At 73.8% G+C, this 12,966-nt stretch carries 8 protein-coding genes; 3 read left to right on the forward strand and 5 right to left on the reverse strand.

The window, feature by feature from the left end; genetic code table 11:
* On the forward strand, positions 1–1,378 hold a 1,378-nt coding region (locus tag UO65_RS31870), incomplete at its 5' end, for an Hsp70 family protein (protein ID WP_035290391.1).
* Positions 1,379–1,622: 244 nt separating this feature from the next.
* Positions 1,623–2,117, forward strand: a complete 495-nt coding sequence (locus UO65_RS31875; protein ID WP_035290394.1) for a sigma-70 family RNA polymerase sigma factor — start codon at positions 1,623–1,625, stop codon at positions 2,115–2,117.
* 184 nt (positions 2,118–2,301) lie between these two features.
* On the opposite strand, the gene UO65_RS31880 is transcribed toward UO65_RS31875, so the two are convergent.
* The 3 genes from UO65_RS31880 to UO65_RS31890 all read right to left on the reverse strand — a co-directional run bounded on the left by UO65_RS31880 (position 2,302) and on the right by UO65_RS31890 (position 6,286).
* Positions 2,302–3,801, reverse strand: a complete 1,500-nt coding sequence (locus UO65_RS31880) for a hypothetical protein (protein ID WP_200873520.1) — start codon at positions 3,799–3,801, stop codon at positions 2,302–2,304.
* Positions 3,802–4,197: 396 nt separating this feature from the next.
* On the reverse strand, positions 4,198–4,464 hold the full coding sequence (locus tag UO65_RS37720; protein ID WP_200873521.1) for a hypothetical protein: 267 nt from the start codon (positions 4,462–4,464) through the stop codon (positions 4,198–4,200).
* A 256-nt stretch (positions 4,465–4,720) separates the two neighbouring features.
* Positions 4,721–6,286 (reverse strand): S8 family serine peptidase, encoded by a 1,566-nt coding sequence (locus tag UO65_RS31890; protein WP_152552379.1) that lies wholly within the window; start codon positions 6,284–6,286, stop codon positions 4,721–4,723.
* Positions 6,287–6,511: 225 nt separating this feature from the next.
* On the opposite strand from UO65_RS31890, the gene UO65_RS31895 reads away from it, so the two are divergent.
* Positions 6,512–9,358, forward strand: coding sequence for an ATP-binding protein (locus UO65_RS31895; RefSeq protein WP_152552380.1), 2,847 nt, complete (start codon positions 6,512–6,514; stop codon positions 9,356–9,358).
* 120 nt (positions 9,359–9,478) lie between these two features.
* Here the strand turns inward: UO65_RS31895 and UO65_RS31900 are convergent, their stop codons facing one another.
* Complete coding sequence (locus UO65_RS31900; protein ID WP_152552381.1) at positions 9,479–11,293, reverse strand: trypsin-like serine protease; 1,815 nt, start codon at positions 11,291–11,293, stop codon at positions 9,479–9,481.
* Positions 11,290–12,843 carry a S8 family peptidase gene (locus tag UO65_RS31905; RefSeq protein WP_152552382.1) on the reverse strand — a complete coding sequence of 518 codons (1,554 nt, stop codon included), beginning with the start codon at positions 12,841–12,843 and terminating at the stop codon, positions 11,290–11,292. The genes UO65_RS31900 and UO65_RS31905 overlap by 4 nt, the downstream gene beginning before the upstream one ends.
* Between the last annotated feature and the right edge of the window lie 123 nt (positions 12,844–12,966).

The following is a 12,966-nucleotide window of genomic DNA, read 5'->3' on the forward strand; positions in this document are numbered from 1 at the left end:
CGGCGACGGGGAGCTGGTCGCGGTCTACGACCTCGGCGGCGGCACCTTCGACACCACGATCCTGCGGGCCCGCGCGGGCGGCATGGAGATCCTGGGCACCCCGGAGGGCATCGAACGGCTGGGCGGCATGGACTTCGACGAGGCGCTGCTCGCCCACGTCGACGCCCGCCTCGACGGCGCGGTCAGCGCGCTCGACCCGGCCGACCCGGAGACGGCGGTGGCGCTGGCGGCGATCCGCGCGCTGTGCGTCCGGGCCAAAGAGGACCTGTCGGTCGAACCGGACGTGACGCTGCGCATCCCGTTGCCCTCGGGTGAACGGGAGCTGTTGGTGACCCGGCTGGAGTTCAACGACATGATCCGGCCCTCGGTGGCGTTGACCACCGAGGCGCTGCACCGCACGATCTCCTCGGCCGGGCTCAAGCCGGACGACCTCGCCGCGGTGCTGCTCGCGGGCGGCTCCTCGCGCATCCCGCTGGTGCCGCAGATGGTCTCGGCCGCCTTCGGCAGGCCGGTGCGGGTGGGCCTGCACCCGAAGTTCACCGTGGCGCTCGGCGCGGCGGCGGTGGCGCGGCAGGTGGCCACGTCCGCCCCGCCGACCCCGCCCTCGGGGCTGGCGACCACCGCGTTCCCCGCCGGGTCGTCCGCCGTGCCCGGTTCGTCCGGGTCGGGTCGGGGGCGCAGGCCGAAGTGGCTGGTGCCCGCAGCCGCCGCGGCGGCGGTGCTGCTCGTCGCGACGGTCACCACGGTGGCGCTCACCACCGGCGGGGACGAGGACGGGAAGCCGCCCGCCGTCGCCGCGGGCTCGCAGAACAGGCCCACCGAGGTGAAGGTGTTCGACAAGCAGGACGTCATCCCGTTCAAGAGCATCATCGGGTCCGCGGACAACTGGGCGGGCACGCAGCTCGGGGTGGCCCACGCCGCGACCCAGACGGCGATCTCGGTGGAACCGGGCAAGGCGGGCACCGAGGACGGGCTGCACACCACCTGGACCGGCAAGGGCGCCGGGCAGCTCTACTTCCAGGACGTGCGCGGCGGCCGCGACATGAGCGCCTACGTGGACGCGAAGAGCGCCCTGGTATTCGACGTCGTAGTGAACAAGACGCCCGCGGTGCGCACCACCATCGGCGTGCACTGCGAGTACCCGTGCGCGGCGGAGGTGGAGGCCACCACGCTGTTCCAGGAGCTGCCGGTCGGCACGATGTCGACCGTGCGCATCCCGGTCTCGTGCTTCACCGAGAAGGGGCTGGACCCGAAGAACGTCAACACCTTCTTCCTCGTCTACACCGAGGGCGTGTTCGACGCGACCTTCGCCAACGTGCGGTGGGCGCCGGGTGCCGCGGAGGACCCGGGGGCCACCCGCTGCTCCGACCTCACCTGAGCGGAGCCCCCAGCACCGCGGTGTTGCCCGCGCGGGGCGCCCTGGTGAAGATCAGGTGACCGCACGGGCAAATCCCCGACCCGCAGACGCCGGGGTGGGGATTCCCCTACCCCTACCGCGGGGGAACCCCTCCGACAACCGGCGGGCGCTCCCCCCGGGGTCGGAGGGTCTGTCCCACCGACTTGCGCGGCCGGAAGCGCCAGGCTTTCCCCACCGGAGCAACACGGGAAAAGGGGAAGCCTCGATGTCCACTTTCGACAGCATCGTCCGCAGCCACAGCGCCGGTCTGCTGGCCTACGCCACCCGCCTCACCGGCGGCGACCGCCACCGCGCCGAGGACGTCGTGCAGGAGACCTGGGTGCGGGCGTGGCGCCACCAGGACCGCCTCACCGAGGACCGCGGCTCCGTGCGCGGCTGGCTGAACCGGGTGGCGCACAACATCGCCGTCGACCAGCACCGGGCCCGCGCGTCCCGCCCGACCGAGGTCGAGATGCCCGAGGGCGACCCCACCAGCACCCCGGAGCCGACCGACGCGGTGCTGGACCGCCTGGTGGTGGAGGACGTGCTGGAGGCGCTGCCCAGCGCCCACCGCCGCACCCTGGTCGAGGTCTACTTCGCCGACCGCACCGCGGCGGGGGCTGCCGTGGTCCTGAAGGTCCCCGTCGGCACGGTCAAGAGCCGGGTGCACAACGCCCTGCGGACCCTGCGCACGAGCATCCCCGCCCAGGAAGCCGCCTGAGCACCCGCGCCGAACGCGCCCCCCGGCCACAATCGCCCGTTCGTGGACCGTCCTCGCGGGCGGGTCGCGACACCGATCACTCACTCGAATGGCGGGCCCTCGTTGACGATCATGCGACGAGAGGGGTGCCGATCGGATGTGACCCCATTCGTGGTGGAGTCTGGCGCGCGGCTCGACCTTTCGATCAGCCGCCTGCCTCGGTGCCCGCACCCCGGCGGTTCCTGAAGCGCCGGACCGCGGCGGGCAGCCAGGGCGCGGCGGCGAGGACGACCAGCAGCGACACCAACGGCAGCCACCACGCGGACGAGACGTTCGCCGGGGGTGCGGGCGGGGTGGGGACCACCCACGGCCGCGCGGTCTTGGACCACGCCAGGAACGCGTCGCCGATCGGCAGCAGGCCGAACCCGTACCGCTTGCTCCACGGCGTCCCGACCGGCACACCGACCAGTTCGGCGTAAGCGGCCACCGCACCGGCCAGCCGGTCGTCGCCGTGGACCTGGGCGGCGCCGATGGTGACCACGGTCGCCGACAGGCTGACGCCCAGGGGGAGCGGACCGGAGTCGACGTCCGCCGGGCCGTCCATGCCCGCGGGGTACTCCCGGACGGCGGGGCCGAGCCCCAGCGGCGAGACCACGAACCGGTCGCGGAAGCGCAGGTACTGCTCGCGGGCGAAGGCCGGGTCGATCTCCGGCAGGAAGCGGTTGACCATGCTCTGCGAGGTGCCGCGGGCGACCTCGGCGGGGGTGCCGTCGACGGGGTCGGCGCGGTGCGGGAGCAGCCCGGTGCGCGGGTCGAGCCGCTGCCGGACCTCCCGCAGCCACCGCTCGGCGGTCCCGGCGAACCGCGGCGGCAGCAGGGTGTCGTGCAGCCGCAGCGACGCCACCGCCACCGTCGAGTCCACCGGCCACGCCTGTCCCGGGTAGGCGGTGAGGTACGGCGTCGGCGAGGCGTCGAAGGCCGCGCCGAGGGCGGCGGAGTCCTCGGCGAAGCGGCGCACCTCGGCCGGGTCGCGCCGTTCGGCGGGCTCCAGGCTCAACACCCCGCCGCGCAGCCAGTTGCTCCAGCCGCGGTGGAAGACCCCGTGCGCCGGGGTCAGGTCCGCGCTGAACGGCGCCCGCCCGGCGGGCGAGTCCAGTCGCGCCAGGGCGAACCGGGCCTCCCGCAACGCCGCCGCCCGCTCGCCGACCGGCTCCCGCATCCCCAGCTCGACCCAGCTCAAGCCGTGGAGGGCGTGCAGGAAGAAGTACCCCTCCGGGAACAGGCGCTGGGCTTCCTCCCCCGCACCGCTGTCCAGTTCCGCGCGCAGGAAAGCCATCTGCCGCTGCACGCCGGGTGGTTCGCCGGTCGCACCGGCCGTGGCGGGCACCACCAGGCGGACCACCCCGAGCAGCGCGCAGGCGCTCACCAGGACAGCGGCCGACCAGCGCGACCAGCGCAGCACTCGGCGCGCCGTGGACACCCGTGCGGACATCAGTTGATCATAAGCGCCGTGGGCACCCGTGCGGACGTCTTCGACCACAACGAGCCCGCGGGTGCGCTCAGCGCGGTGCGGCGAAGGCGGTGACCGAAGGCCGCCACCGAGGTCGCGGGCGATGACGATGCCCGCGCAGCCCGGGATGCCCCGGGTGAAGCGCAGGCCCACCGGCAGCGGCATCCGGCGGCCGACGCGGTCTGTTGCGGTCACGGGTGCCTCTCCCCGGAGGGCGAGGCCGTCTCCGGGGAACCGGGCACGGCCGCGCGGAACGGCTGGGTCAGGCCGACGGGGTCTCCGCGATCCAGGTGGGGGATCTGCTTCTCCACGAACTCGATGCCCCCATGGCCGCTGAACACCACCGGGTTGCCGGGGTGGCCCCGCCGTGCAGGCGGGTGGTCGTGGCGGGCTCGCCCTGGGCCTGCTCGAACCGGTCGAGCGGGATCAGCGCCTCCAACTCGGGCCGACGCCGAGACCGGGGTTCGATTCGGGGTGCAGCCGGCCCGGGTGGTCGTGCTGGGCGTGGTCGGGACCTGCGTCCACGCCGAGGTGGCGGGCCGGGTGGCCGCGGCGAAAGGTGCGCCCGCTGCTCACCCCCGCGGAGCCCCGCTACAGCGGGACCTGCTTCGTCGAGATCGCGCTGACCCCGAGCGGCCGCGACCACCGGCGAAGCGTGGCCGCGATCGGCAGCGGCACGCTGGTGGCGGTCGCGCCGGGCAAGGGCATCACCGCCCACCGCCACGCCGACGGGCGGGTACGCGGGTACGCGGCGCTGAACCGCCCCGAGGAGTGGGTGAGGTCGATCGACTTCGCCGACCCGTCCGCAGGTCTGCGCAGGCTCAGCCGCGAGTTCGACGGCTGGTCGCCGCTGCTCACCGCCTTCGTGACCGGGAGCGACGCGGACCCGTGGCTCCGGCCGATCCACGCCCTGCCCGTCGGGCTGCGCTGGGACAGGCTGCCCGGCGTGACGCTCGTCGGCGACGCCGCGCACCTGATGTCGCCCCTCGCCGGTGAGGGGGCGAACCTCGCCGTGTACGACGGCGCCGACCTGGCGGGTGAACGGGCCGGGCACACCGAAGGCGGGCAGGCTCCGCCCCGCGGGAGGAGGGCGGAGCCTGCTCGGGTCGTGGGATCAGACCGTGATCGACCAGGTGTCGATCGTGCCCGTGTCGAAGCGGTACACGTCCGTGGCGCTCAGCTTCCAGGTGCCGTTCCTGGCCTCGCTGGACAGGTTGACCGTGTAGGTGGCGCGCACGTCCGCCGCCGGGTCACCGGCGGAGGAGGCCTTGAGGGGGTAGGAGGTGCCGTCGGGGGCGATCAGGGAGATCGCGAGGTCGCCGCGGTACGGGTGGGCGATGCCGACCTCGACCGAGGCGGTCGAGGAGGCGTTGCCGGTGCAGCCGCTCACCGTGATGGGGCTGGTGGCGGCGGCGCCCGCGTCCGGGATGGCGACGTCGTCGGCGTTGGTCTGCTTGGCGCAGGTCGGGTCCGGGCCAGGGCCCGCGGTGATCTCCTTGGTGTGGAGCAGCCTGTTCGGCGTGCCGGTGCCGGGGTCGGTGACCTTGTTCGGTGTGGCCATCGAGGTCAGCGCGTTCGCGACGTCGGCCGGGGCGGCGTTCGGGTGGCCCTGCAGGTACAGCGCTGCCGCGCCCGCGACGTGCGGGGTGGCCATCGAGGTGCCGGAGTTGCCCGCGGTGCCGGTGTCGCTGCTGTGGGACAGCGAGGTGATGTTGGCGCCCGGCGCGTAGATGTCGACGCAGGTGCCGATGTTGGAGAAGCCGGAGCGGCGGTCGCCCTGGTCGATCGAGGCGACGGTGATCGCCTCGGGGACGCGGGCCGGGCTGTAGTCGCACGCGCTGGCACCGTTGTTGTTGCCCGCCGCCACCGCGTACACGAAGCCCGCGCGGATGGACGCCCGGATCTGCTCGTCGCCGATGCCGGTCTCGAACTGGCCGATGCTGATGTTGACCACCGCGGGCTTCACGCCGTTGGCGGTGATCCACTCGACGGCGTCGGACAGCAGCGAGTCCGGGCCGTTGTTGTCGCAGCCCAGCACCCGCAGCGCGACCAGCTTCGCCTTCTTGGCCACGCCGTAGGTCTTGCCGACCGCGGTGCCGGAGGTGTGCGTGCCGTGGCCGTTGCAGTCGGAGGCGTCGTTGTCCCCGTCCAGGAAGTCGTAGCCGGACCTGGCGCGGCCCTCGAAGTCCTGGTGGCTGATCCGCACGCCGCTGTCGACGCTGTAGACCGTGACGCCCTCGCCGGTGGCGTTGTACTCGTACTTGCGGTCGAGCGCGGTGTCGCGCTGGTCGACCCGGTCCAGGCCCCAGGTGGGGTTGGTCTGCACGTCGCTGCCGCGCATCTTGCCGTCCTGGTACACGGTGCGCACGGCCGGGTGCGCCGCGAGCCGCTTGGCCTGCGCCTCGGTCATGCCGTGCACCGAGTAGCCGCGCGCGGTGAGCTTGTAGAGCGAGGCGATCGTGCCGCCGTAGGTGTTCACCAGTGACCGCGCGCTCGCCTCGACGGCGGCACCGGAGGCCGCGGCGTCGCGCAGGACGACGATGTACTGGCCCGCGTAGTGCTCCTTCGCCTGGACGACGGCGCCCACGGCGGGCGCCGCCCCGGCCGGGACGGCGATGGCCGCCACGGCGCAGGCGGCACCGAGCGCGAGCGCGGCCAGCCCTGCTTTCCGACTCAACATCGTAGGACTCCTCTGCGCGCGGTGGAAAGGGGCAGGGAAATGTCAGGGAAACACCGCCGCGCCACCACAATGCGTCGCGCGCGCCCGGCCGTGAACTGCCGGGTGGATTGATGGGTACCCCCATTCAAAGTCCGGGAATGTGAATGGGAATGGGAACGCATCCGGCAATGGCGGGCGGTGAGTCGCGCATCGACCGGGCACCGTTCCCGGAGGTACCGTGCGCTGGTGATCCAGCTCCCCCCGGTTCGACTGCCGACGTCGGTGTTCGTCGGCCGCGCGACCGAGCTGGCCGAGCTGGCGGCGTGCGTCCGCCGCCCGCCCGCGGTGGCGTTGCTGGAGGGGGAGGCGGGAGTCGGCAAGACCCGGCTGGTCCGCGAGCTGTTGCGACTGCCGCAGGTCGCGGCTCGGACGGTGCTCGTCGGTGCGTGCCAGCCGATGCGGACACCGCTGCCGTACGGCCCCGTCGTCGACATCCTGCGCGAGACCGGCGACCTCCTGGCGGGCGTCGCCGACGCGTTGCCGCCGGTGACCGGGGTGTTGCGGTCACTGCTGCCCGAGTTGGCACCGCTGCTCCCGCCGGAGCCGGAACGCGGTGACGTGGCGGTCGAGCGGCACCGGGTGTTCCGCGCGGTCCGCGAACTGCTGGCCGCCTACGGACCCGCGCTGCTCGTCGTCGAGGACCTGCACTGGGCCGACGAGGGCACCCAGGACCTGCTGCGGTTCATCACCAGCCCACCGCCACCGGGGCTGTCGGCCGTGTTCTCCTACCGCAGGGAGGAAGGCGCCGCCCTGCCCGGCTCCGGCTACCGGCTGCTGGCCGATGCCCGCAACTCGCTGCTGCGCCTGCGCCCGCTCGACCCCGGCCCGGTCGCCGCCCTCGCCGCGGACCTGCTCGGCACCGCCGAGGTCCCCGAGGACTTCGCCCTCGCCCTGCACCACCGCACCGCGGGCATCCCGTTCGTCATCGAGGAGGTGCTGCGCGAGGTCAGGGAGACCGGTGCCACCGCGGCCCCGAACCCGACCGTGCTGGACCTCGTCGACATCCCCGACCTGCTGCGCGACACCATGTCCGACCGCCTCGCCCGGCTCGGGCCGACCGTGTCCGCCGTCGTCCACGCCGCCGCGGTGCTGGACATGCCCGCGACCGAGCACGAGATCGGCACCGTCGCCGGGCTGCCCGCGCGCCGGGTCGGCAGCGCGCTGATCCGGGCGCTGGCCGCGGCGGTCCTGCACGAGACCGACACCGGTCGCTACGCGCTGCGCCACCCCCTGGCCAGGCAGGCCGCCTACATCTGCGTGCCCGGTCCGCAACGGCGCAGGCTGCACGCCAGGGCCGCCGAACTGCTCGCCGCCGCGCCCGACCCGCCGGTCGTCCGGCTCGCGCACCACCACCGGCGGGCGGGCGACCTGACCGACTGGGTGCGCAAGACCCTCGCCGCGGTCGACCAGGCCACCGAGGTCGGTGACACCGCGCTGGCGCTGCACCTGCTGGAGGAGGCGCTCGTCGACGACGCGCTGCCCAGCCGGGCCCGCAACACCCTGGCCGTGCGGCTGAGCCGGGTCGCGCTCAACGCCATCGCGCACAGCAGCACCGTCGAGCGCCTCGGCGCACTGCTGCGCGACGGCACCCTCGGCCGGTCCTCACGCGGTGAGGTGCGGCTGAACCTCGGCAGGCTGCTGATGAACCAGGCGGGCCGGATGGAGCTGGGCCAGAACGAGATCGAGATGGCCATCCACGACCTGCGCGACCGCCCGCTGCTCGCCGCGCGCGGGATGGCGGCGCTGTGCGTGCCCAGTTTCGGCGCGCGCCCGGTCGGGTTCCACCTGCGGTGGCTCGACGAGGCGGTCTCGGCCCTCGACGGCGCGCGCGACCTGGAGCTGATCGCCTCGGTGCGCGCCAACGAGGTCACCGCGCTCGCCCAGACCGGTGCTCCGGCGATGTGGGCGGCCGCGGCGGACCTGCCGGGGTCCGCGAGGTCGTCCCGGGTGCGTCGGCAGCTCAGCCGGGCGTACAACAACCTGGCCGACGCGGCGGCGTGGCTCGGGCACTACAGCGCGGCGCGGGAGTACCTGCGCACGGGTGGGGCACTGCTCGTGGACGCCGACGTGCCGTTCCTGTCGATGTTGGCCACCGGCACGGGTTTGCGGCTCGACGTCGCCGTCGGGCGTTGGGACGGTGTGTCCGCGGCGGCGGCGGCGTTGATCGAACAGGCCGGGGAGATGGGGTACCTCGCGGCTGATGCCCGGCTCGCGCTGGCGTGGCTGTCGCTGGCCCGCGACGACCGCGACCTGGCGTCCCGGCACCTCGACGACGCGCTGGCCGCCGCACCGGAGAACGCGCCGGTGTCCCTCGCGGTCGCGACCGGGCGGGTGGCGATCGCGTTGGCGCGGGGGGACGTCGCGGCGGCCGCCGTGGGTGCCGCGCGGGCCGTGGCGGAGGCCCGGCACAAGGGGAACTGGGTGTGGGCGGCTGATCTGGTGCCTCGGGCGACCCGGGCGTACACGCGCAGCGGTCGGGTCGAGGAGGCCGCCGACCTGGTCGCGGAGTACGTGCGGGGGATCGAGGGGCGGGACGCGCCGCTGGCCGTCGCGGGCGCCGAACTGGCCAGGGGGGTGCTCGCGTCCGCCCGCGGCTGCCACGGGGAAGCCGTCGCCCGCTACGCCGCCGCGGCCGACCACTACAGCGCCCTGCCCCACCCCCACGCCGCCGCCGCGGCCCGCGAGGCCGCCGCCCGCTCCGCCCTCGACGACGGCGACACCGCCACCGCGACCCGGCACCTGACCGCGGCCACCACCACCTTCGCCGACCTGGGCGCCGCCCGCGACGAGGCCCGCTGCCGCCAGGTCGCCCGGCGCTTCCGCAGGGGCACGCCCCGGGGCAGGCGGGGGTACGGCGATGACCTCTCGCCCCGGGAACGCGAGGTGGTCGACCTGGTGGCCGCAGGGCGAACCAACCGCCAGATCGCCCAGCAGCTCTACCTGTCGCCGCGCACCGTCGAGCACCACGTGGCCAAGGCCATGCGCAAACTGGGCCTGACCTCCCGGGCCGCCTTCGAACCCGCCACCGGCTGACCGCGACCGGGAGGACGACCAGCCATCGGTGGCGACACCACCCCGGCGGACGGGGGTGGGGCCGGGTGGGAGGCCCTGCCGCCTCCCACCCGGCCCCCGGGCGCGATCACCCAGCGGTGGTCAGCGGATGGTCAGGGTGTAGTCCGCAGTGCCTGACTTGCCGCCGCCGGTCGCCGTGACCTTGGTGGTGTACGTGCCCGGAGCCGCGGAGAAGGAGGCGGTCAGGAACATCATCGAGGTCTGGCTGCCGCTGATGGTCGCGGGGACCAGTTGCGCGGTGACGCCGGAGGGGACGCCGCTGGTGGACAGCGTCACCGAGCCGGTGGCGCCGGTGACGCGGATGGACGGGAAGGCGGACCCGCCGCGCGAGAGCGTGCCGGAGGACGGGGACAGGGTCACCGCGAGGCCGCCCGGTTGCTGGCCGCCGTCGCCGACGGTCAGGGTGAGGGTGGTCTGCTTGCTGACCGAACCGGAGGTGCCGGTGACGGTGACCCGGTACTCGCCCTTCGGGGTGCTCGACGTGGTGGTGACGGTGAGCTTGCCGGTGCGGCCGGAGGTGATGGTCGCGGGCTGGAACACCGCCTCCGCGCCTGCGGGCAGGCCGCCGGCCGCCAGCGAGATCTGCGCCGGGGTGCCGCCGACGACCTCGCTGGTGATGTTCGTCGACGCCGACCTGCCGGGGTCGACCTTGAGCGCGGCCGGGCTGGCGCCGAGGCCGAACTCGCCACCGGGGCCGCCCTGGCCGGTGGTCAGGGTCAGGTTCGCCGTCTTCGTGCCCGACGCGGTCTTGCCGGTGACGGTCAGCGCGTGCGTGCCGTCCGGGGTGCCGGGGGCGACGCTGAGCGACAGCTTCGCGCTCTCACCGGTCTTGACCGACGTCGGCTGGAAGGCCGCCGTCACGCCCGAGGGCTGGCCGGACACCGACAGCGCCACGTCCTCCTGCGTCGACCCGGCCGTGGTGTTCACCGCGACCGACCCGCTCGACCCCGCGTCGACCCGCACCGAGGACGGGTTCACCGCCACGCCGAACTCCGCGGGCTGCGGCGCCGAGCCGACCTTTTCCTTGACCCAGTCGCCCATCTCGTTGTCGAGCCGGGCCCAGATGCCGTACCACCGGAAGTCCGACCGGCTCCACGACGCGACGCCGACGAGCCTGCCGTTCACCACCAGCGGTCCGCCGCTGTCACCGGGCAGGATCGTCGAGCGGCCGTCCGGGTACCCGGCGCAGATCATGTACGCCGACTTGAACCCGGCGCCCACGCCCTGGCAGGCCGAGTCGCCGTTGACGATCGGGAAGTTCTGCTTGTCCAGCGAGACGTCGGCCGGGTTGTCGTCGTGGGTCTTCTTCCCGTAGCCGATGCTCAGCGCCGAGTCGCCCACCTTCCACACCTTGCCCGCGTCCGCGGAGGTGGCGAACTTGGCCCACTTGTCCGGCGAGAGCGGGATGTCCTCGTTGGTGGTCACCACGGCCACGTCGTAGCCCTGGTCGAAGTTGACGTACCTCGGGTGTTTCTCGTACGACTTGACCGTCAGCGTGGTGCCGGTGCCCGCGGACAGGTCGTCGAGCCCGTAGCGGAAGGTCTTGGTGCCCTCCAGGTCGTGGCAGTGGGCGGCGACGAGGATGCTCCGCTTGCCCACCACCGAGCCGGTGCAGGACTGGCCCTCTGGGCGCGAACCGCCCTGGCGCAGGGCGCCGATCACCGGCGGGTAGTCCGACACGGTGGCGTCGACGCCCTTGTAGATCTGGGCGGTGGCGTCGGGGGCGGGCACCGGGGTGTCGCCCTCGAAGGTGGCCGCCTTGGCGTTGGCCGGGGCCGCACTGGCGACCGCGACGACCGCGAGCGCGCTCACCGCGACACCCACCGCCACCGCGCCGACGCGCACGGAACGCTTGAATACCGACATCGTCTTCTTCTCCAGGTCAGGCGCGGTCACGGGGTCAACGTCCACGAGGTGATGGAGCCGGTGTCGAAGCGGTAGACGTCGGTGACCCGCAGCTTCCAGATCCCGTTCTTCTGCTCGCCGGAGGCGTTGACGGTGTAGGTGGTGTGGATGCCGTTCGCGTCGCCGAGGCCGCCGGAGGGCCGCAGGCCGAACACCGCGCCGGACGGGCCGACCAGGTCGACGGCGAGGTCGGCGGTGAAGGTGTGGTCGATGTCGACCTTCACCGTGGTCGACGCCGAGGCGGTGCCGGTGCAGTTGGCCATGGTCACCGGGGAGTCGGCCGAGCCCGCGTCGGGGATGGCGACGGCGCCGGAGCTGGTCTGCGGGGCGCAGGTGCCCGGGTCGGGGGGCGTGCCGCCGAGGTCCTTGACGTGGAGCAGCCTGTTGGGCGAGCCCTTCGGGTCGCTGACCTTGTCCGGCGTGGCCGCCGCGAGCAGCGCCTGGGTGACCTGCGACGGGGTGCTGCCCGGCTTGGCGGTCAGGTACAGCGCCGCGGCGCCCGCCACGTGCGGGGTGGCCATCGAGGTGCCCGACATCTGACCGGACGAGCCGTTCTGCAAGGTGGAGGTGATGTTGGTGCCGGGGGCGAACAGGTCCACGCAGCTCCCGTAGTTCGAGCCCTGGCCGTTGCTCCACAGCGAGCGCTTGTCGGCGTTGTCGGACGCGCCGACGGTGATCGCGCTGGGGGTGCGGGCCGGGCTGGTCTGGCAGGCGTCGCCGTTGTTGTTGCCCGCGGCGATGGTCGAGGTGATGCCCTTCTGCACGACCTTGGCCACCGCGTCGTCCACCGAGGAGTTGGCGCTGCCGCCGAGGCTGGCGGTCATCACCGAGTTCGCGCCCGCGTTCGCCGCGACCCAGTCGAACCCGCCGATGATCTGCGACCACTGGCCCGAGCTCTGGCAGTCGAGCACCCGGACGGCGACGATCCTGACCTTCTTGGCCACGCCGTAGGTGGCGCTGCCGACCGTGCCCGCGACGTGCGTGCCGTGGCCGTGGCAGTCCGAGGCGTCGGCGTCGTTGTCGATGAAGTCGCGCCCGGAGGTGACGCGACCGCCGAAGTCCGAGTGGCCGCGGTGGACGCCGGTGTCGACGACGTAGACGGTCGCGCCGCCGCCGTCGTTGGGGTAGGCGTACTTGTTGTCTAGCGGCAGCGCGCGCTGGTCGATCCGGTCCAGGCCCCAGGTCGGGTTCTGCTGCTCGCCGAAGCCGTGCGCTGTGCCGTCCTGCTCGACGTAGGCGACCTTCGGGTCGGCCGCCAGCCTGCGGGCCTGCCGCTCGGACATCGACACCGAGAAGCCGCTCAGCGCCGCGGAGTAGGTCAGCTTGCGCTGGCCCCCGTACTGGCGCACCAGGTCGGCCGAGGCCGAGTTCACGGCCTGGGCGCCGACGGTGTCCTTGAGCACGACGATGTAGCTGTCTGCGACGGAGCCGGGAACGCCCGCGCTGCGGATGGTGCCTTCCGCGGGGGCGGCGATGGCGGGGGTCACCGCGGCGACGAGCGCCGCGCCCGCCACCACGCCCGCCACGGCCAGCGACCGCATCGAATACCTGCAATTCATCGAAACTCCCATTCACCGCACCGCGGTGGGGGACGCCACCGCGGCGAGTGGTCGCGAGCAGGGTTGGAACGGGCGACCACTGCCGCCCACCTTCCCCCGAGCGGG

Origin of the sequence: Actinokineospora spheciospongiae, assembly GCF_000564855.1 — a bacterium.
Taxonomy (GTDB): Bacteria; Actinomycetota; Actinomycetes; order Mycobacteriales; family Pseudonocardiaceae; genus Actinokineospora; species Actinokineospora spheciospongiae.

Excerpts from the sequence above, each read along its gene's own strand:
- UO65_RS31875 (WP_035290394.1), top strand. The coding sequence starts at position 1,623 with ATGTCCACTTTCGACAGCATCGTCCGCAGCCACAGCGCCGGTCTGCTG.
- UO65_RS31890 (WP_152552379.1), bottom strand. The coding sequence starts at position 6,286 with ATGTTGAGTCGGAAAGCAGGGCTGGCCGCGCTCGCGCTCGGTGCCGCC.
- UO65_RS31905 (WP_152552382.1), bottom strand. The coding sequence starts at position 12,843 with ATGCGGTCGCTGGCCGTGGCGGGCGTGGTGGCGGGCGCGGCGCTCGTC.